The organism is Gillisella vitis (genome assembly GCF_021559775.1).
GTDB classification, from domain to species: Bacteria; Pseudomonadota; Alphaproteobacteria; order Rhizobiales; family Rhizobiaceae; genus Allorhizobium; species Allorhizobium ampelinum.
On sequence record NZ_CP056047.1, the window covers coordinates 2952371 to 2972886 of the forward strand.

Genomic DNA, 20516 nt, shown 5'->3' on the forward strand with positions numbered 1-20516 from the left:
CATGACCAACCCACGCCACAATATCCGCGATGTGCGGGCTGCCACTGGCACGGAGCTATCGGCCAAGAGCTGGATGACCGAAGCTCCCTTGCGCATGTTGATGAACAATCTCGACCCAGACGTGGCCGAGCGCCCGCATGAGCTGGTGGTGTATGGCGGCATTGGCCGCGCCGCCCGCACATGGGAGGATTTTGACAGGATTGTTGCCACGCTGAAGACGCTGACCGAAGAAGAAACCCTGATTGTGCAATCGGGCAAGCCGGTGGGTGTGTTCAAAACCCATAAAGATGCGCCACGGGTGCTGATTGCCAATTCCAATCTCGTGCCCCATTGGGCCACATGGGACCATTTCAACGAGCTGGATAAGAAGGGACTGGCCATGTATGGCCAGATGACCGCAGGTTCGTGGATCTACATTGGCACGCAAGGCATTGTGCAGGGTACCTATGAAACCTTCGTGGAGGCCGGGCGTCAGCATTATAACGGCAATCTCAAAGGTAAGTGGATACTAACGGGTGGCCTCGGCGGCATGGGTGGCGCGCAGCCGCTGGCGGCTGTGATGGCCGGGGCCTGCTGCCTTGCGGTGGAATGCGATGAAACCCGTGTGGATTTCCGCCTTCGCACCCGTTATGTCGATGCCAAGGCCCACACGCTGGATGAAGCGCTGGCGTTGATTGACCAGTGGACCAAGGCAGGCGAAGCCAAATCCGTGGGCCTGATTGGCAATGCTGCCGATATTTTCCCGGAACTGGTGAAACGTGGTGTGCGTCCCGATATTGTCACCGACCAGACCTCGGCCCACGACCCGATCAATGGTTATCTGCCCTCCGGCTGGACGGTGGCCGAGTGGCGCGCGAAGCAGGAGAGTGATCCGAAGGCCGTGGAGCGTGCCGCCCGTGCCTCGATGAAAGTGCATGTCGCCGCCATGGTCGATTTCTGGAACGTGGGCGTGCCGACGCTGGATTACGGCAACAATATCCGCCAGGTTGCCAAGGAGGAAGGGCTGGAAAATGCCTTTGCCTTCCCCGGCTTTGTGCCTGCCTATATCCGTCCGTTGTTTTGCCGGGGCATTGGTCCGTTCCGCTGGGCTGCCCTTTCGGGTGATCCGGAGGATATTTACAAGACCGATGCCAAGGTGAAGGAATTGCTGCCCGACAACAAACATCTGCACAATTGGCTAGATATGGCGCGCGAGCGCATTGCCTTTCAGGGCCTGCCCGCCCGCATCTGCTGGGTGGGTCTGGGTGATCGCCACAAACTGGGTCTTGCCTTCAACGAAATGGTGCGCAGTGGCGAGCTAAAGGCTCCCGTGGTGATTGGCCGTGACCATCTGGATAGCGGCTCCGTTGCCTCGCCCAACCGCGAAACCGAAGCGATGAAGGATGGCTCGGATGCCGTGTCTGACTGGCCTTTGCTGAACGCGCTGCTCAATTGCGCCTCGGGTGCCACATGGGTATCGCTGCACCATGGCGGCGGGGTTGGCATGGGGTTTAGCCAGCATTCCGGCATGGTGATCTGCGCCGATGGCAGTGATGATGCAGCACGGCGCTTGGAGCGGGTGTTGTGGAACGACCCGGCCACGGGCGTCATGCGCCATGCCGATGCGGGCTATGACATAGCGCTGGATTGCGCCAAGGAAAAAGGCCTGCGCCTGCCCGGCATTCTGGGCAATTGAGATGCAGATTCTGCGTCGGGAAGACTATCGCCGCATGCCCTGGAAGAACGGCCAGGGCATGACAGAGGAAATCCTGATTTTTCCGCCTGACAGTGGCCTTGGGGATTTCGATTACCGGCTGTCCATCGCCCATGTCGGCGCGAACGGCCCTTTTTCGACCTTTCCCGGTGTGGATCGCAGCATTGCATTGTTGGAAGGTGACGGCATGGTTCTGTCATTACCGGACGGCCAAGATGTGACACTCAAACAAGGCAGTGAGCCCCTCGCCTTTTCTGGCGATTTGGCCGTTTCCAGTCGCAATCTTGGCAGCAAAACCATTGATCTCAATATCATGACCCGGCGCAGCCACTTTCGCCACAGCATGCAACGGGGCAATCTGGAAGTGCTGCACGGCCAAGTGATCACGACCACAATCACAACACTGGCCGTTTTCAACAGTGATGCCACTGTCATTGCCAATGGACAAACCATTTCCCTGCGCCGTTTCGATACCCTGGTGTTTTCGCCAGGAGATCCACTGGACCTGACACTAACGGCGCAGTGCGATCTCCTCACCGTGACGCTAGACGCAGGGTATCAAAGCTGAAGAAGATTGTTCCTTCTGCGACACAGAACCTTAACCTGGCAAGAATTTTAGGATAGTTCTCGTGGAGAATGAACACTTGAAGCCTTGAGGCATCAGGGATAGCGATGATCCTCAATATGTGGATGCATCAGCATCTTCGATGTATTCCGACCAGAGAACCCATGCGGACAAAAAGCGAGACGAAACGACGCCAGATCCTGACGATTGCCGGGAATCTGTTCCGGGAACACGGATTTGGCGCCGTTAATATGGCGCAGATCGCGGCCTCGGTCGGCGGATCGAAATCGACCCTTTACAATCATTTCCCCTCCAAGGAAGCCTTGTTCGAAGCCTATGTGATTGAAGCAGGGCGCGAACCCTTTGCAGCTCTGGCCGATAGCAATCAGGCTGGCGACAATGTGGAAAAATCGCTGACGGCCTATGCGCGCGCCTACCTGCGGCTACTGCTTTCGCCGGAAGTTCTCGCCATCAACCGGCTGGTGATTGCCGAAGCGCCACGTTTTCAAGAGCTTGGCAGGATCTTCTATCAGAATGGACCCCGGGCCACGCTGGACCAGATCGAAAAAAAGCTGGAGCATCTGGTCGAACGCCAGGCGCTCGCCATCCCGGATATCGCAATGGCGGCCTTACAGTTCAAGGCAGTGGCCGAGGCGGGTATTTATGAACACTGCCTCTGGGGCCTGATTGATCGTCCAAATGACGCCCAAATCGAGACCGCAGCGAAAAATGCCTCCACCACCATCCTGACGCTTTATGGCCGCTGAAATGCTGGCCGATCGCTCTTAACGACAGCATCATGCGTTTTATGAAACGTCTGATGCTGTCGTGTCCGTGCGATAAACGAAGCGCCTTCGGTCAGAAGGGATATTGCAGGGGAATGCTTTGGGTGGTGATCAGGTGATCACAGGTGAATTCCGCGATGACCCAATCGCTGTTGAAACGCCCGATACCACTATTCTTTTCACCACCAAACATGGCATTGGGACTATCGGCAACGGAAATATCGTTGATATGGGTCATGCCGGCATGGATGCGCTTGGCAAACCGCAGGCCACGCCCTTCATCGCGTGTGAAAACCGCACTGGAAAGTCCGAATTCGGTCTGGTTGGCGAGTTTCAGCGCGTCCTCCTCACCATGAGCCTTGATGATCGGAACAACGGGGCCAAACAGTTCACTTTGGGCCAGCGTCGAGTTGTTATCGACATCAATAAACACATGCGGCGGCAGGACCAGGCCTTGCGGCTCACCACCCAATGCCAGATGAAGGCCGGAGGCCTTGGCTTCATTAATTTTTGCCAGGATACCGTCAAGCTGGCGCTTGCTGATGATCGGACCGATATTGGTGCCGATCAGACTGGGATCACCATAGGTAAGCTTGGAGGCACGCTCAATGAATCGCGTGACAAACTCGTCATAGATCGAGGCATCGACGATGATCCGGTTGGTGCTCATGCAGATCTGGCCCTGGTGCAGGAAACGGCCAAAGAGCGCGCCCCGGACGGCCAGATCGAGATCCGCATCATCAAGCACGACGCAAGGCGCATTACCGCCAAGTTCAAGCCCCACCCGTTTCAAGGTTGAGCCCTGCATGGCAAGCTGCCCGATATGACGACCGACGCGTGCCGATCCCGTGAAGGAAATGAATTTCGGCACGGGATGCAGCGTGAACATGTCGCCGATTACCCCGGCAAGGCCGACGACCACATTCAGGAGGCCGCCCGGCAGGCCAGCCTCTTCATAAATCTTGGCAATCATCAAACCGCCGCTGATCGGGGTCTCTTCCGCCGGCTTGACAACCACCGCATTGCCGAGCGCCAGCGCCGGTGCGATCGACCGATGTGATAGATGCATCGGCATGTTCCAGGGGCTGATAACGCCGATGACACCGAGAGGAGCGCGATGCACCCGCACATCCTTTCCCGGCACTTCGCTGGGGATAATCCGGCCCTGGACGCGCGATGGCATGCCGGACACTTCCAGCATCATATCGCGCACCGAGGCCCATTCAATCTCGGCCTTGATGCGTGTGCTGCCGGATTCGGCGATGATCATATCGACGATTTCAGCATGCCGTTGTTCAACGATCTGCGCCGCACGCAGAAAGACATCCCTCTTTACACTGGCGGGCCTATCTGCCCAATCGCGCTGCGCCGCTTCGGCAGCCAAATAGGCAGCATCAAGATCCTCTACTGAGGCCAGTGCGATTTCAGCAATCCTCTCCCCGGAATAGGGATTGTTGACGTTAAGGACGTCACCTGCGGCGCCAGGACGCCAAATGCCGCCAATATACTGGCCGCTGTAAACGCCATAGGATTCCGACCGAGCGATCGCGTTCATTGTTTTTCTCCACAATTGGAATTCAAAGGGATGCGTGGGGAACCAGGACCGGATCCCGCTTCAGGAGGGTCGAGAAGACCGAATGATGGTGCTCCCAGTTTTCAGGAGCCGCCTTTAGCGCCTCGAGTGCAAAATCGACATAGCGCCTGTCGAGCGAGGCGATGTCATCGCGCCCGCGCCGCTCCAGAAGACGGCCAAGCATGGTCACAAGGCAGAGAAGCAGAAACACGTCCCGGCTGGTTTCTGAAGGCGCAACAAGCCGCAGACTTCCCATGCGCAGGATGCGCTGGATCATTCTGAAGCGGCGTTGCAGCACCTGTTCATGGCTTGCAAGCCGGGCCGTGACCTCAAGATCCTCCGTCAAACGGTTGCGCAGCACTGTCAGCACCAGCCGGTGATTGACCGGAAAAACAAACCGGAAGGCGAGTGCCGCCGCCGCCACGCCCGCCACCATCGCCAAGGTCTGTTCGACCGCAAGCCAGGGCGATACCGCCACCGGAAAAACCGGCTGGGCGGCGAGCAGAAAGGACATGTTGCCATCGATGGCCGCTTTGGCGGTTTTCGGACGCGACATGGCATAGGCGCCCACTGCCAGGAAGGGCGCCACCATCAACAGCATGTCCAGCGAATTTTCCGCATGCGGCAGCAGAAAGATCCGCGAGAACATGCCAAGCGTTGCGCCGCACAGCGTCCCCTTCAATGCCTCACCAACCGCGAGCTGAGGGGCTTCATGGCTTGAAAACAGCGTCACGAATACGGCAGCCGTCATGAGCATGACCGGACCCAGTGACCAGCCGGTAAGCTTCCAGACCAGGGCCACGGCGCTGAGCGCAAGAAAAGTCCGGCAAAAGGCAATTGCTGCCGCCCTTTTGTCCGAGATACGCAAGGCATTGAGGTCCAGCAGGCGATTGACCGGCTGGACAGCGGAAAGCTCACCCAAATAATTGATCGCAGCGGTCACGGCTGCGGACAATTGCGGGGCATGGTCGCCAATTGCCGTGACGGCAGCGTGGGCAGCCTCGATATCACCACGCCCAAGCGCCTGATCGACGACGGCCAATGTGTCGGCGGTCTTTTCCGCCCTCACCTGCGGTTCCTCGAGTTGGCGGGCAGTCATCGCTTCAGTGACAAGAATGGTCGAGGCGGCGGCAATGTGACGGGCGAACCGGGCGCGCTGGTGCCCTGTGAGCGAGCCCGCGGCCAATGTATCGAGATCGGCGTCCATTTGGACCACCGCAGAGAAGAACTGTTGCACGGGTTCACCCACAGTCTCTTCACGGGTTTTCAGCAAGGTCGCCGAAAGCGACAGAGCCTGACGCAGAAGTGCCAGCGAGCGGGTATGAACCATGTCCTTGGTCGCCCCCGGCGCGAAAAGCACCGTGGCGACAAGCGAAGCCACCACGCCGATCAGGGTACAGGCGATCCGTGACCAGGCAAGTTCATGGCCAAGCTGGGGCTCGATCAGACCCGACATGGTAACGACGGCAGCGGTATAGCCAGCCAGCAAAAGCCCATAGGACCGGAAGTGGCGAAAGAACGACCCAGCCGCGGCACACAGCGCAACCCAGCAAATCAGCACCGACAGCTGCAGGCCAGGTGCAGCGCTCAATTGCCAAAGCATTAGAAAACCGACAAGTGCCCCGATGATAGTGCCAACCAGACGCGCCAGCCCCCGCTCGACCACCAGGCCACGGGTGGGCTGGGCGACCAGCCACACAGTCATTGCCGCCCAATAGGGATGGTGAATTTGCAGCAAAGTGGCCAGCGCCATGGCAAGAATAGCGGCAATGGTGGTGCGCAAGGCAAAGCTGACGCTGGGGCCTTTTAAGAAAACAAATCGACGCCGCCACCGGTTTACATCACCACATGTTGTGTTTTTTGTCGCTGGGGACATGCGGTCGGTTCTCTTCAAGGGTGGCAGGGGGCCGAAGATCCACCAGGCAAGACTGGGTTCAGCTTGGACTGCCTATTTGATAAAAGCGGCATGCCAGCCGGTCCTGGCGAGATTTCCTGATGACAACGCGCCCTTGCGAAGATGCAGGAAATGCGTTTGCAAATATCTCACGTTTTTTTCTGCATTTGACATATTCTCAATGTTTTCAAGGCGCGGATACGTGAGCAACTTCGCCTTGAGATCCGGGCATCGGGCTGAAAATCGTTTACGGCTTTCAGCCCGATACTTTCCTTCAGGCGACGTCAAACCGCCTTCAGCTGATCGCCCGGCACCCAATTGCCGTGCAACGACATGCGCAGACGCATCGGCAGCTTGATAGTCGCAATCGGACCGTCGGACAGATGTTGCGCATCCAGCACGAGGAGATCCGTGGCGCGCTCCGCCAACCGATTAACCAGACCGATAACATAGCCATCGCCTTCAGGCGCATCCGGCCGGCGCGGCACGAAGATCGGCTCCTGGAAACAGGACTGGTCATCTGCAAACCAGAGCTGGGTCTTTCCGGTTGCAATATCCAGATGGGCCAGCTGGTTGAAGAACTGAAACGGACGCGGACCGATCCGGGCTTCATCAAAGGGCTTGGTGGGATCCATGGCGATCACAAAGCCATGGCGATATTGCCGGCCGCAATAGCGGTCGTCGCTGCGGGGAAACTCACACGCGAAACTAGTGAGCGGCTTCACTTCGATATTGTTGCCGTTCGACCGCATGTCGAAAGTCCAGCGCATCATCTGTGACGACAGGGTTTCCGGCGGCGGCACCGTGCCATCCGATTGCGGGAAGAAATAGAAGATATTGCCTGATGTAACGGGCATATCGACAAAGATCCTGCCGCCGTCATCGAAGGCGTTCAGCGTGTGGCCCTGGAAGCCGTTGGGCGCCTTGAACCAACGAACATCACGTCCGTCGCCATCCCTGCGCAGAATGCCGAACAGCTGATCCAGACCCGGCTGCCACTGGAAGTGCTTGCCGCCCTGCTTCATCCGCTCCAGATCCGCCGTCAACGGCATCAGCGGGAAAATCACGAAATGCTCCGTGACCGCGAAATCATGGATCATTGCGGCATAAGGTGCAGTGATCCACACTTCACGCTTCATCCGGCCATGCTTGTCGATCTCGTAATAGACGATGTCGGGGGTCGCCTCGCCTTTGGCCTCGTAGCCGAAACACAGCAGATCGCCGGTTTCAGGGTCAAATTTCGGATGGGCCGTGAAGGTCGCGCTGGTCAACTGACCATCGAAATCATAAAGACCGATGGTTTCAAGCGTGATCGGGTCGAGGGCATAAGGTGGGCTATCCTCCTTCAGCGCCAGCAGCTTGCCATTGTGAACAACGACATTGGTATTGGCGGTGGAGTTGGAAATATCCTTGACGCTCGGATCATTGGTAAAGGGATTGCGATAGATCCCATGCAGGGAGGCGCGGGCGTCGCGCTGAGCCTTCAATCGCTCGGTCATCACGTAACGACGCTGAAAATCCACATGGCCGTTCTTGAACCGGAAGGCGCTGACAGCGCCATCGCCATTGAAGAAAATGTCCTCTCCAAGCATTGGGGGATATTGCGGGTCGGGAGCAACCTGAAAGAACGTGCCGTCGATCTCCTCGGGCACCTTGCCCTCCACTTCGAGATCATAAACCTGGCCTTCAAAACGGGCCGGCTTATAGAGCGATCCAGTAAATTCAGGCTTATTTGGAAATGGGACTGTCATCGGATTGACCTTTCATAACCGTACGATATTGTACATATACAGCCATGTGACAGACGTCAAGTTATAAACGTACATCCCAGTACGATTTCAGGAGGCGCCATGCGTGTCAGAACCCAGGCCAAGCGCCAGGCCATTGTCGACATCGCCGGGTCGATGTTTCTTCGCCATGGCTATGCCCAGGTATCGATGGCGGCGGTGGCGGCAGAAGTCGGCGGATCCAAGGGAACGCTCTACGGCTATTTCCCAAGCAAGGCGGATCTGTTTGCTGCTTTTGTCGTCCAGGCGGGTGAAGATGCCTTTGCCCCTTTGATGGACGCCATCGACAAGGAGCAGGACGCGGCGAATACGCTGAAAGCACTCGGAATGAATTATCTAAGGCTGCTGCTGCGCCCTAAGATCATCGCAATTACCCGGCTGGTGGTGTCGGAAGCAGGCAGGGCCACTGATCTCAGCGCGATTTACTTCGACATCGGTCCGCGCCGGGTGCTGGACCGCTTCATACAGATTTTCGAGACGATGAAGATGTCAGGTAAACTTGTCCCACCCGATAGCGCGCAGGCGGCGCGGGAATTCAAGGCGCTGTGCGAGGCCGGTCTTTATGAACCTGTGCTGCTTGGTGTAGCCGGTATTCCGAGCGAACGCGACATGGAGGCCAATGTCGCAGTCACGGTCGATATTATGTGCACGAGGTATGGACCGACAAAATCGCGGCGGCGACCGAAAGCCCCTGCAAAACAGTCATCGACCACCCGGGTGACACGCAGGAAACCGCCACCGGAGGATGATCCGTTATCCGAAAAGGCTCACCACGAGCAACCCTATAGAGTTTGATATATATCAAGCACTTGACTTGTTTTCATGGGGAATATCAGGCGTCATTTTCAATGAATCCTGATATAACTCCCCTCAAAATTAATCCGTCAAACTGCGAACGCCGGAGGCCGTACCAACAGGGGTTGCGATCAATTGCATGAACTTCATGAAATCGACCGTTGGATGACGCGACGCATAGATGACATCGCGGCTCTTGATCGGGAAACTCTGGCCGACAATCAGGCTATCGGGTGAACGCATGTTGAACCGGTAGACGATCGGGTATCGGCCATCCTTACTCGCCACCATGCCCTTGGACTGCAATTCGTGGAACCGCTTGGCACCCAGAATATCCATGACGATTTCCGGCTCCTCGTAGCGGAACACGAAATAGCCTTCCGCATCCACCTGGCTGTCGGAACCGCCGCCGCCAAGCGCAATGGCTTCAAGGAGGTTCAGATCATTGGCGCCGAAGGGTACCCGGCCATTCTTCTGGACTTCACCCAGAATGGTGAAGGTGCGGGGATCGTGGGTGACATAGATCTGGTCGCGCGGCTCGACATAAATGTTTTCACGCGGATTTTCGATCAGCGACTTCAAAAGCACGCTGGCGGATTTGGTGCCGCGTACCAGGGTTACGTAGGATTCGTAGGGTTCGCTGGAAGCCCCGCCAGCCCGTGCGATCACCTCGGTGAGCTTGTCTCCGGCCAGCGTCAGCTCCACATTCGAAGGCTTGCCGACGGAGCCGGAAACCGTGACGGAACGCGAGGCGGTGCCCGCTGCCGTGACAAGGACATCAGGCTCAACCGCTTTATTGACCAGTTTGGCCAGAATAGCCTTGCGTGCTTCTTCCTGGGTCTTGCCGGCAAGAACGATTTGTCCGACATAAGGAATGGTGCCGGTTCCGTCCGGCTGGATCACCACATCGATGGTTGTCTGCTTGGACTGGCTCGTAGAAAATAGCCCGTCCGATCCCGCCTCGAAAATGCTGATCTTCAACTGATCGCCAATCCCGATCACCACCCGACCAGCCCGCCCGCCAATGCCGAACCGGCGGCTGAACATCGAATTGGAAAAACCGGAAACCGTGCGAGCAGTCCGCTGATCGACATCTACGACATCGAAAACCGATGCATTGGGCCTGTTTAGCTCCTGCCTTGACTTACCTGCCTGGCTCTCGATCTGCGAGGAAAGCGGCCCTGAGGCCGGTAGAGTATCGCATGCTGCAAGACCCGCAGTAACAAAAACTGCGACAACCTTTTTCAACGGGTAACTCTCCACTCGCACAACTCCTTGGCGCTTCCACAGTGCGACTGCCATCGCAGACGGTGGGCGCAACAAACTACTAGCGACCTTCTACGGTCGTTTCAAGATACCCTCTCTACGCTGACACTATTCAAACAATCTTAACGAATTCTCACCCATCGGCTTTCAACAGGAAATGCATGACAAAGATTGTTCCGTAAAGACGCAGACGGCATAGCAAGGTAAACTTTCCCCGGCCTGATCCTGGCCGCGCCGCGACCACAGCGACATCAACGCTGTTGGAGAGTGTCGGAACGGCCCGGCAGTTCCCCCTCGATCAAAGGTCGCAGCGGGATCAACTGAGCGGCAATGAAATCCATGAACACACGAATACGGGGCGAATGCCGCAGGTCCTGATGGGTCAACAGCCAAAGGCTGGCGGAATAATCAGGAATGGTCGGCGAAAGCCGAACCAGGGCGGGGCGTACGTCGCCGATGAAACAGGGAATATGGCCGATGCCGATGCCTGCCTCAACCGCGTCGGCCAATGCCAGCACAGAATTGGCGCGGTAGCGCAGCTGTTTTGGCGCCAGCTGCTGCTTGGCCGCCTTGACCACTTTCAACCCCGCCATGTCTTCGCCTAGGCAGGCCCAGTGAGCGGCATTGAGTTCTGCCGGCTTAGGGGCGGATGCGGCGGCAAAATCCTGGCCGCGACCGTAGAGTGCCCAGGCGATCAGGCCGATGCGCCGCCCGACAAGCATGTCCGGCGGATTGTCCGTGGCGCGGATGGCAATATCAGCATCCCGCCGCGAAAGGTTCAAAGCATTATTGCCGATCACCACATCCAGCTGAATGTCAGGATAGGCCTGCTGGAAGCGGGCAAACAAGGGCGTCAGCAAATAGACCAGCAGACTGTCAGCCGTCGTCACCCGGATTTCACCGGCCGGCGCAATCTCCCGGCCCTGCAGGCGGCGCTCCAGCTGCGCGACCTCCGCCTCGATCCGCTCGGCAGTACGCACCGCTTCTTCCCCGGTCGGCGTCAGTGCATAGCCGGAGCGCCTGCGCTCAAACAGCGGCACACCCAGCGCCTCTTCCAGGGCGCCCAGCCTGCGGAAAACCGTGGAATGATCAATCCCCAGCGCCGCAGCTGCCCCAGCCATGCCCAATGCCTGGGCGATAGCCTTGACGAGCCGCAGATCGTCCCAGGCCAAGGATTTTGCTGCCCGCATGATAAGCCTCCGCGTTTATTTCCAGAATGCATTCTGGTTTCTTACAGCGCAAAGTCAAGTTTGCATGAATGCAAGCAAAACCAGCTGCAATCCGAACGCCAAGCGCCTATCTCTTGGTCATCGAAAGCGCCGCATCATTGCCGACATCGGGAACCGAAGTCCAATCCTGCACCCGCTTTCACGGCCCAGAGAACCGAAACGCGGCAATCCAAGCCGCCCGGCTCAATGCTGACCAAGCAAAGGAGAGTTCCATGGCACACGGCATTCATCACGTCACAGCTATTGCTGGCCCAGCGCGCCGCAATCTCGATTTCTACACCCGAGTTCTCGGCCAGCGCTTCGTCAAGAAGACTGTAAATTTCGACGATCCCGGCACCTATCACTTCTATTTCGGCGATGAGGCAGGCAATCCGGGCACGATCATGACCTTCTTCCCCTGGGAACACGCCGCACCGGGCCGCCTCGGCATCGGTGAAACCCAGGAAACCGGTTACCGGGTTCCCAAATCCTCCCTGGGGTTCTGGGCGCACCGTTTTATCGAACAGGGCGTCGTGCATGAAAAGCTCGAACAGCGCTTTGGCCAGACAGTCCTGCCCTTCAAGGATCCGGATGGGATGCGACTTGCCCTGGTCGGCATTGAAGACATCGAACACGAAGCCGCCTGGGCTGCACCGGGCATTCCTTCGGAGCACGCGCTGCGGGGATTTCACGGGGTGACGCTGCTGCTGGACAAGATTGACGCAACGGCTGCTGTCCTGACCGATGTGTTCGGCTTTGAACAGCAGGGCAAGGAAGGCTATGTCACCCGGTATCATGTGCCTGGCACGGAGATCGGTGGGGTTGTGGACCTGCGCGCCGCCGGTGAATTTCTGCCCGCCCGGCCAGGTGCTGGCTCGGTGCACCACGTTGCCTTCAGAGCGAAGGACGATGCAGAACAGGCGGAAATGGCCGAAAAACTGCGTAAGAATCACCGCTTGCAGACAACGGAACAGAAAGACCGGGACTATTTCCGCTCGATCTATTTCCGTTCTCCGGGTGGCGTGTTGTTCGAAATCGCCACGCTCGACCCCGGCTTTGCCGTCGATGAACCGGCAGAAAGCCTGGGTCAGGCCTTGAAGCTGCCGAAGGGCCTTGAAGGCTTCCGGGGCCGGATTGAGGGCATGTTGCCGGATATCAGCCCCCTTGGCGAGACCAAGCAGGCTTAGTCAGAATGCTACAAAATGCGGCGCGCTTGCGAAACGCGCCGCCAAAACAATGTCGCAACGCGCTGGCTTTGCTGCATAATTTCGTCGAGGCCAAGGTCCTTATTTTGCAGTAGGCAGCACAGGAGAGATCCGACATGACCCAATCCCCCATCTCGTCGTTTATCCATCAGTTTGTTCCGGCAACGGTGCCAAACCTTTCGCCCTTGCTTTTGCTGCATGGAACAGGCGGCAACGAAAATGATCTCTTGTCGCTTGGCGCTGCCCTTTCACCGGGTGCGGCTCTCCTATCACCCCGTGGACAAGTCCTGGAACACGGCATGCCACGCTTCTTCAGACGGTTGGCGGAAGGTGTGTTCGATGAAGATGACCTGCGGGTGCGGGCAGCGGATCTGGCCGGCTTCATAAAGGAGGCCCGTGCGGCTCATAACCTGGCAGCCCCGGTCGCCGTCGGTTTCTCCAATGGCGCCAATATTGCCGCGGCTCTGCTGTTGCTGCATCGCCAGGCCTTGGCTGGTGCGGTACTGTTGCGGGCCATGACCCCGTTTAAATCGCCGCCGGTGGTGCATGACACTGCCGATGGCGTGCCAGTTCTCATCCTATCTGGAGCGATGGATCCAATCGTTCCCGCAGACAATGCAGAACGATTGGTCGGCTCGCTTCAAGCTGTGGGCCATACGGTCAGCCACGAAATCCTGCCGTCGGGGCATAATCTCACTCAACTCGATCTATCAATCAGCAAGCAGTTCCTCGACACGAATTTCGCGCCGGCTGCTACCACCTGATATGACGGGTGTTTTGGGCCGCGGATAAAATACGGCATCTCCGTCCAAAGCCGTTTACAGCTGACCAGCGCGTTTGGTTGCGGGCTTTGCCTTGACGGCTGTCTGCATTTTTTCTGCCTCCAAGGCATGCCTTAATTCGCGCAGCCGCAAGGTCTTTTCCTTCTGCCGCTCGAGGGCAGCGAGATGTTCATCCATCGCCTGCTGCCCTTCCTGCTGCTTCACCAGTTTTTCCTGGGCACGAACAGCGCGGCGCTCAACCAGATCCTCATCTTGATCAGTCAATGTAAAATCCCTTTGCTTAGAGTTTGACGTAGCCGTGAGCAGAAGACATTGGACCCCCGTCAGGTTCAGAGAGTACGTGACAGATCCAGCTGTTCTACGGTCAATGGAAATCCGCCGCGGTCAAAAGATACATGTTGTTGCCGCCTTTTTTTCCATAGGCTTTTCTCGCAACATCCAGAATAGACCCGCGAAGATTGTCGAATGCCGCAAGGAAGTCGTGCTCTCCGACAATGACCTTGGCCATCGCCTTGGATATCGCATCAAGTTCTACGAAAAACCGGATTTCAAACATGCCGTCGTAACCAAGAAACCGGATGCGGTGTCCCTTCTCATCGAAACTGCGGCTACTATTCGGGAAGGTTAAAGCCATCGCATTATTCTCGCTCGCATGTTTCAAAGAAAAGAGGTCATTATCGGATTCCTGAAGTGAAAAAAGGCACCTAAGGTTCCACGACTGCATGCATTTCTCAAATCGAACGCCAAGAAACTTCGCGATCAAATCTCAGTAGCCATGCCCAATCGTCACAACAGTCTTTCACCGCCATCTGCCGACTTGCTACGTTTCTGCCGTTTTTCGGTTTTTGCCGGCTCGGGCTGCTGCTCAGGCGCGGTCTCATTTGAAACGGCCTTTACGGCTGGCGTTTTTGCCGGTGCGGCATCATCGGTAATGGTGGTGAAGCGAATCATGGCTTAGTCCTTCGAATGAACGGGCTTGAGCAAAGGGATACGGTCAGGAAATCGACTGTCGATTATGACTGTGGCTGCACGATTGCCTAAATCCAACGTAATTCAGGACCATTATGCAGCATCTTTAAAGCGTTACGGCGTCTTGTGTGCTTTGGCAAAACACGGGTGGCGACTTCTAAAATCCACGCCTGCAAAAGAAAGCACAGCGCAAAGACAGAATCCTGCAAGCAAGGCAGCCGATCATTCATATATGATGCAGTAGCGCTTCTTTTACAACGGCTACAGCGCCGTTGTTTTTTAGATATTGCGGGCGCTCGAGGTTCCATCACCATAATAACGCACGACACTTGAGCGTGTCACCGGAATGGCGCGGCGCTGAACAAGCTTGCCCAGCATGAAATAAAGCAGGAATGAGCCGATCTGATAGGCGAAGATAATATCGATTTCCACGAAAGCCCGCTCGACCAACAGCATGGCGAGACCGAACAGCACGCCGGCCTCTGGATCTCGGGCATTGACGAGCAGACGTTTGAGATTGCCGATCAATGCGACGACCAACATCGCAACCAGCAGAACGAGGCCGATAATCCCCGTCTCAACAGCGGTTTCGATGAAGGTATTGTGAAAATGAAACCCGGCCCGGGTTGGGATGTAGAACTCATCCCATAGCCGCTCCGCCTCGGAAAAGCCCTGGACCCAATAGGCCTGGTAACCGACGCCAAAAATCGGATTCGCCAGGGCCGCCGCTATGCCCTGCTGCCAAAGATAGGTTCGCCCCGTCAGGGTCGAATCCTTTCCGAACGCTCCCAGGATCAAATCGACGCCACCAGCATAAACGAACGCAGCCGCGCCAAGCCCGCCAAGCACGACGCCAGCCACTACCAGCACAATACGATGGCGCGGCGACAGAAGAATAACCGCTCTCAAGACCAGGGACGCACCGACCACCGCCATGACGGTAATGACCGATGTGGCCGATTCGGATGCAAACAGACAGTAAGCCGATAGCAAAGCCAGCCCAGCGGGCGGCAGCATCCATATGCTGCGTTCTTTCAGGATAATGATCGCAGCGAACGAAAAATACACGCCGAGGGAGGCATAGAAACCCAACTGGTTCTTTGACGAGAAAGCACCCACAAAGCTGAACGATCCGTCCAGGGGATCCAGGAAATAGGAGCCGAACAGCAGTGAATAGACCAGCACGATTCCTGTGCCGATCATGGATCCCCTCAGAAAGGACCTTATGCCCACCACACGCATGGCAATCAACGCACAGACGATATGCGAGAAATATTGCAACGAGGCCCTGACTGTCACCGGTGGCGCCGCCGACCAGAAGATCGATAGAATCGTCAGAATACTGAAGGCAAAGATCGGAAGGTACAGACCATAGTTACCGAGCACGCGCCGGTAATTCACAGCAATCAGCGGCAGCCAGACCCCGTAATAGGCCAGAATTGAAATCTGCCCGAAACGGGCAGAATAGGCAAAAACGAAATAGGAAAGCGCAATCGCCGTGACGGCATAGAGGCCATTGCGTTCCGGGTCGATCAGATGCGATTTGGCGATCCGCATCGACCGTTACCGCATGGCTGGCTGAGACAGCTTTACCGTAACCTTGATCACATCGCCGGGCGTCACCGAGGTATTTTCGTCGACAGCGATTTCGGTGGGCTTCCCATCCTTTTCGCGGACGATAGAATAAGCGACATTGGCTTCGCCATCGGCAGTCTTGGCACTGGCGCTTTCCGAAGATTGCAGCAGGGATTCGGCCATCAGGCCACGGCTGGTGGAAAGCTTCAACGCAATCTGGTCCAGCTCAGCTTCGGTATCCTGCAATTCCTGGGCAAGCTGTGCATCCCAATCGTTGCGCGTCGTGGTCTCGTCCTGCTGGGCCTTGTTCAGATCCTGCTTGGCCTTCAGCGTGTTGGTATCGATATCCAGAAGTGCCGACTGCAAATCCGACACCTGCTGCTCGACCGCCAAACGACGCGAACTCAGCGCCAGGCCCTGCTCGCTCAAGCTATTGACCTTGTCGCGGTCTTCCTGAACCATCGTCAACTGACGGGTCTGGGTTTCTGACTTCTTGCCAAGAGCCTCGATTTCAGCCGCAAGCAAAGTCTTAAGGTCGGCAAGGGATGACAACTGAACCTTGAGCTTGGCGGTTTGGGAATTCATCAAGGCCGCTTCCGACTCAACCAGCTGGTTGATGTCGGGAATGGATTTCAATTCCTCGGGAATTTCTATCGTCTCTTTTTCATTCATTTCCGCAAGAACGCGCACACGACGGACCAACAAACGGTTGCGTTGGGAGACCAAAACGGCGCCATCCCCCTGTGCCTGAAGGAAATCACGCGCAAAACGCTGGCCAGCATCGGCGCGCTTCAAGCCGCCTGCGACACTGAGCGCCTTCAACACAGTCATACCCGGTGCATAGGGATATTCACCCGGCGACTGAACTGCACCAGCCATGTAGACGGGGCGATACTCGGAAATTTCAACCGATGCGGACGGTCGATCACTGAGACCGAACAATTGTTGCATCTTTTTGCCGATCTCATCGGCAACGTCGGCAGTGGTCTTGCCCGAGGCCGGCAACTCGCCAATGAAGGGCAGAGACACCTGGCCCGCAGCGCCGACAGAATAGTCGCCACTGACGGCGGCCCAGTCCCGTACGGCGCCCTCGGCCGTCTGCCATTCCGCCACCCGAACGCGGATCTTGTCCATTACACCCAGACGATAGTCATCTGCCAATGCCAATCCCGGCACAGCCAAGGACAGGCAAAGCGCGATTGCTGCAACGTTCAAGGTCGTAATGCGCGTGGATGACCGAAATCCTCCAGCAAATCCGTAAGCCTTCATGGCAAATCCTATGCGTATTCAATAAAAATGCGGCTGGTCTAAACGTCATTTCGGGCAGCAGCCTTCTGGCTCCGCCCTTATGACATTCTTTAGATTTTAGTAGCTGCCGCGAGACAGGCACACGGCCGGAACGGTACGGACCATGATGAGGACATCTCTGGCAAGCGACCATGTCTTAACATATTGCGTGTCCATAGCCACCCGCGTTTCATAGGAAACATCGTTGCGACCGCTCACCTGCCAGAGACCAGTCAGGCCAGGGCGGGTTTGCAGATAAAATGCAGCGGCACTATCGTACATTTCCAGCTCGTCCTCGACCACAGGCCGGGGTCCGACGATGCTCATCTCACCCTTTATGATGTTGAACAGCTGGGGCAGCTCGTCCAGGCTGAGCTTACGCAGCACAGAACCGATCGCCGTGACGCGGGGATCGTTTTGCAGCTTACGGGTGGCACGCCATTCTTCATAGGCTTCCGGATTGGCCCGCAGGTAATCCTGCAAAACCTTGTCGCCATTCTGCACCATGGTGCGAAACTTCATGCAATGAAATTGCTGGCCGTTATGTCCGATACGGCGATGGCCGTAAAACACACTGCCGCCATCGGTAAATTTCACCATGGCTGCAATCATCAAGAACATCGGGCTGAACATAATCAGCGCCATCGTGGCGATGAAAATATCAAACCCTCTCTTGGCAAGACCACCAACCGGCTGGGTACCGGATGCGGCGGTCGTAAAAAACGGCGAACTGGCCGATCTTGTCGCGGACTTCATAGAGGTAACTCCATTTACGTGGGCGATTGGTCGGGTCCCGACGGGACGCGTCCGTGGTCATTGATCCCTAGTGTGTGGTGATAATTTGTCCTTCGCAATACCCTTTGCAGAAAACCTTCCAGAGGATGGAATGATAGCAATTAGAATATGTGTCTTTCCTGCACTACATTTTAAGTATTTAATGTCCCGTTGTGACACTTAGGTTTCCATTTTTGGATATTTTGCAATGAAAATCCTTTAACCTTCCCGCAAATGGAATGTTTTTTACTTATAATATAAATGCGGACTCCTGGAAGTTTCATAAATTCGTCATGTGAAATGAAGGAAAGAGGGTCAGGTTGATGTCCCCCGACATGGATATTGCATTGCATCATTATGGTGCGACGCATATAGGTTTAAAACAATATCCTAATATTGTAACAATTCGTGATTGAATTGGGTAAAGATTTAATGAATTCAGAAAGGCGAAATATAGGTTTTCAGCCCGATCGCCGCCTCTCCTTCGACAATGCATTCCCTATTCCAACACGCAATGACCTTTATCGAAGTGCCGTCGCAAGCCAAGGAAATAGTTAGTAATTCCCTAAAGCGGCCAGAAAAATTGACTGATTTTTGTAACGGTCCTGCAAGCCATTTGCTCTATCATCATGACAAGATCGCAGCCAAAGGCCCGTAAAAACATGAAGATTGAAAGAATGAGGCAAGGTGCCTATATTCAATTTGCCTCTGAGGAGAAGGCAATGGCTATGATCTCAAGATCAATGTACCGGGGGGAGGCTCTAAATTATGCATGCGCCTAAGGTCTTCTTTAGCATGATTGGTGCACTGCTGGTGTTTGCAGTTGCGACTTATTTCCTGTCAGGCTCGCTTGCTGGCACGCTCATTAAAACAGTTTTGGCCGCCATTCTTTTGCAGGTTGGTTACTTCTGCGCTGTCGCTTATCTTGTTTTCCAGGAATCAAAGCGCCGCACGCAGGCGATGGGGACCAGCGACGCGACAGCCAGCAACGGCGCGATCCGCGCGCTTGGCGAGACGGGTCAAACCGCATTGCGCAACAACTAACCGGTCTTCTTTTCGCCTGGCCGCGTTTCAGCCAAAATCAAATGGCAAAGATTGCGCGAAAGCCGTTGACACGGCTCACTTCGCCAAGCATTTGTGTTTGAAAGCCGCGTTTGGCTTGGAAAACGGTTGATTTGGAGCAAGGCGATTAGAACCCCGGAAGACATCCACTGCCTTTCCGGTTCCTGCCGTAATGTAGGGGAAATTTTGCTTCGTCATCTGTTCTTATCAGAAACGCGCTACCTGCGCGTCAGATTAGAGTACGGGGGGCCGTAATGACGATGAATTCCACCGTATGCGTTATTATTGCCGCCAAAAACGCTAGCGCCACTGTGGCACGGGCGGTGCGTTCTGCCTTAGCGGAAGCCGAAACGCATGAAGTGGTCGTTGTCGATGATGGATCTGTGGATGGAACTGGTGCAGAAGCACTATCCGCCGATGACAACAGCGGTCGCTTGAAAATTATCCGTTTCGACCATAATCGCGGCCCAGCCGCCGCGCGCAACTGCGCCATTGAAGCATCGACGGCACCTTTGCTGGCTATTCTCGATGCAGATGATTTTTTCCTGCCAGGACGCTTCACCCAGATGATGGCTGAAGACCAGTGGGATTTTATTGCCGACAATATCGTTTTTGTAAAAGAGGAATGCGTTTCCCAGGTCAGTACCGGCGTCAAACGTTTCCGGCGTCAGGCCCGCCTTTTGGTGCTTGAGGATTTCATTGCCGGAAATATTTCCCAAAGAGGCGCGCAACGCGGGGAAATCGGCTTCCTAAAGCCAGTGATGCGGCGCGATTTTCTGGATCGCTGTGGCTTGCGGTATAATGAAAAGCTCCGCCTTGGTGAAGATTATGATCTTTACGCACGCGCACTTGTCGCTGGCGCACGCTACAAAATCATTCATAGCTGCGGCTATGGCGCCGTTGTTCGCCATGATTCGCTGAGCGGCAAACATCGCACCGAAGATCTCAAGCGGCTTTACGAAGCTGACCGCTCCATTCTTGCCAATCCAAACCTGACGCAGGAACAGAGGTCACTGTTGACCCAACATGAAAAGCACATTCGCGACCGCTACGAGTTGCGCCATTTTCTCGATTTAAAGAATAATCAGGGTGCATTTTCAGCCATCGCCTATGCCGTGAGCCATCCTATGGCCATACCGGCCATCATCGGCGGGATTGCAGCCGATAAGAAAGACGTGCTGATGGGCAATGGCCAACGCCCTCAATCTGCCCAGTCCTCGGGGCCTCTGCGCTATCTGTTGCCTGCCATAGCGGATGCCGACCAACGATAGAGTTTTCCAGGAAAAACATGCACGT

At 56.0% G+C, this 20516-nt stretch carries 19 protein-coding genes; 8 read left to right on the forward strand and 11 right to left on the reverse strand.

Features of this window, described 5'->3' with window-relative positions; all coding sequences use genetic code 11:
* The first annotated feature begins 1 nt into the window (after nucleotide 1).
* The 3 genes from hutU to AVCG78_RS13725 all read left to right on the forward strand — a co-directional run bounded on the left by hutU (nucleotide 2) and on the right by AVCG78_RS13725 (nucleotide 3025).
* Nucleotides 2-1675: a urocanate hydratase gene (gene hutU / locus AVCG78_RS13715; protein WP_071203339.1), complete on the forward strand. Its 1674-nt coding sequence runs from the start codon at nucleotides 2-4 to the stop codon at nucleotides 1673-1675.
* A 1-nt stretch (nucleotide 1676) separates the two neighbouring features.
* Entirely contained in the window at nucleotides 1677-2261 is a 585-nt protein-coding gene (locus AVCG78_RS13720) for a HutD/Ves family protein (RefSeq protein ID WP_071203319.1), read from the forward strand.
* 161 nt (nucleotides 2262-2422) lie between these two features.
* Nucleotides 2423-3025 (forward strand): TetR/AcrR family transcriptional regulator, encoded by a 603-nt coding sequence (locus AVCG78_RS13725; protein WP_071203320.1) that lies wholly within the window; start codon nucleotides 2423-2425, stop codon nucleotides 3023-3025.
* A gap of 91 nt (nucleotides 3026-3116) precedes the next feature.
* Here AVCG78_RS13725 and AVCG78_RS13730 read toward each other — a convergent pair whose 3' ends face one another.
* From AVCG78_RS13730 to AVCG78_RS13740, 3 genes are all read right to left on the reverse strand, one after another.
* Complete coding sequence (locus AVCG78_RS13730; RefSeq protein ID WP_071203321.1) at nucleotides 3117-4598, reverse strand: aldehyde dehydrogenase family protein; 1482 nt, start codon at nucleotides 4596-4598, stop codon at nucleotides 3117-3119.
* 22 nt (nucleotides 4599-4620) lie between these two features.
* Nucleotides 4621-6399: an FUSC family protein gene (locus tag AVCG78_RS13735; RefSeq protein ID WP_174089756.1), complete on the reverse strand. Its 1779-nt coding sequence runs from the start codon at nucleotides 6397-6399 to the stop codon at nucleotides 4621-4623.
* Nucleotides 6400-6794: 395 nt separating this feature from the next.
* Nucleotides 6795-8261 carry a carotenoid oxygenase family protein gene (locus AVCG78_RS13740; protein WP_012654221.1) on the reverse strand — a complete coding sequence of 489 codons (1467 nt, stop codon included), beginning with the start codon at nucleotides 8259-8261 and terminating at the stop codon, nucleotides 6795-6797.
* Nucleotides 8262-8360: 99 nt separating this feature from the next.
* On the opposite strand from AVCG78_RS13740, the gene AVCG78_RS13745 reads away from it, so the two are divergent.
* A complete protein-coding gene (locus AVCG78_RS13745; RefSeq protein ID WP_071203323.1) occupies nucleotides 8361-9092 on the forward strand; it encodes a TetR/AcrR family transcriptional regulator in 732 nt (243 codons plus the stop codon).
* Nucleotides 9093-9173: 81 nt separating this feature from the next.
* Here the strand turns inward: AVCG78_RS13745 and AVCG78_RS13750 are convergent, their stop codons facing one another.
* Together AVCG78_RS13750 and AVCG78_RS13755 are read right to left on the reverse strand one after the other, a co-directional pair.
* Nucleotides 9174-10340 (reverse strand): polysaccharide biosynthesis/export family protein, encoded by a 1167-nt coding sequence (locus tag AVCG78_RS13750; RefSeq protein ID WP_041698627.1) that lies wholly within the window; start codon nucleotides 10338-10340, stop codon nucleotides 9174-9176.
* Nucleotides 10341-10609: 269 nt separating this feature from the next.
* Entirely contained in the window at nucleotides 10610-11548 is a 939-nt protein-coding gene (locus AVCG78_RS13755; RefSeq protein ID WP_071584721.1) for a LysR family transcriptional regulator, read from the reverse strand.
* A 251-nt stretch (nucleotides 11549-11799) separates the two neighbouring features.
* Between AVCG78_RS13755 and AVCG78_RS13760 the strand changes: the two genes are divergently transcribed.
* Both AVCG78_RS13760 and AVCG78_RS13765 read left to right on the forward strand, forming a co-directional pair.
* Nucleotides 11800-12753, forward strand: a complete 954-nt coding sequence (locus AVCG78_RS13760) for a ring-cleaving dioxygenase (protein WP_071203340.1) — start codon at nucleotides 11800-11802, stop codon at nucleotides 12751-12753.
* A 134-nt stretch (nucleotides 12754-12887) separates the two neighbouring features.
* The gene (locus AVCG78_RS13765) at nucleotides 12888-13535 is read left to right on the forward strand and encodes an alpha/beta hydrolase (protein WP_071203325.1); all 648 of its coding nucleotides are present in this window, start codon (nucleotides 12888-12890) and stop codon (nucleotides 13533-13535) included.
* A gap of 54 nt (nucleotides 13536-13589) precedes the next feature.
* Here AVCG78_RS13765 and AVCG78_RS13770 read toward each other — a convergent pair whose 3' ends face one another.
* From AVCG78_RS13770 to AVCG78_RS13795, 6 genes are all read right to left on the reverse strand, one after another.
* Nucleotides 13590-13817 carry a hypothetical protein gene (locus AVCG78_RS13770; RefSeq protein WP_041698624.1) on the reverse strand — a complete coding sequence of 76 codons (228 nt, stop codon included), beginning with the start codon at nucleotides 13815-13817 and terminating at the stop codon, nucleotides 13590-13592.
* Nucleotides 13818-13917: 100 nt separating this feature from the next.
* The gene (locus AVCG78_RS13775; protein WP_041698993.1) at nucleotides 13918-14187 is read right to left on the reverse strand and encodes a DUF1488 family protein; all 270 of its coding nucleotides are present in this window, start codon (nucleotides 14185-14187) and stop codon (nucleotides 13918-13920) included.
* A 152-nt stretch (nucleotides 14188-14339) separates the two neighbouring features.
* Entirely contained in the window at nucleotides 14340-14504 is a 165-nt protein-coding gene (locus AVCG78_RS13780; protein ID WP_156582993.1) for a hypothetical protein, read from the reverse strand.
* A 297-nt stretch (nucleotides 14505-14801) separates the two neighbouring features.
* Entirely contained in the window at nucleotides 14802-16079 is a 1278-nt protein-coding gene (locus AVCG78_RS13785) for an O-antigen ligase family protein (RefSeq protein WP_071584720.1), read from the reverse strand.
* A 6-nt stretch (nucleotides 16080-16085) separates the two neighbouring features.
* A complete protein-coding gene (locus AVCG78_RS13790; RefSeq protein WP_071203327.1) occupies nucleotides 16086-17366 on the reverse strand; it encodes a polysaccharide biosynthesis/export family protein in 1281 nt (426 codons plus the stop codon).
* Nucleotides 17367-17462: 96 nt separating this feature from the next.
* Nucleotides 17463-18140 carry a sugar transferase gene (locus tag AVCG78_RS13795; RefSeq protein ID WP_012654211.1) on the reverse strand — a complete coding sequence of 226 codons (678 nt, stop codon included), beginning with the start codon at nucleotides 18138-18140 and terminating at the stop codon, nucleotides 17463-17465.
* A 786-nt stretch (nucleotides 18141-18926) separates the two neighbouring features.
* Between AVCG78_RS13795 and AVCG78_RS13800 the strand changes: the two genes are divergently transcribed.
* Together AVCG78_RS13800 and AVCG78_RS13805 are read left to right on the forward strand one after the other, a co-directional pair.
* The gene (locus AVCG78_RS13800; RefSeq protein WP_071203328.1) at nucleotides 18927-19202 is read left to right on the forward strand and encodes an exopolysaccharide production repressor protein; all 276 of its coding nucleotides are present in this window, start codon (nucleotides 18927-18929) and stop codon (nucleotides 19200-19202) included.
* A 272-nt stretch (nucleotides 19203-19474) separates the two neighbouring features.
* The gene (locus AVCG78_RS13805; RefSeq protein ID WP_071203329.1) at nucleotides 19475-20491 is read left to right on the forward strand and encodes a glycosyltransferase family 2 protein; all 1017 of its coding nucleotides are present in this window, start codon (nucleotides 19475-19477) and stop codon (nucleotides 20489-20491) included.
* Nucleotides 20492-20516 lie beyond the last annotated feature (25 nt).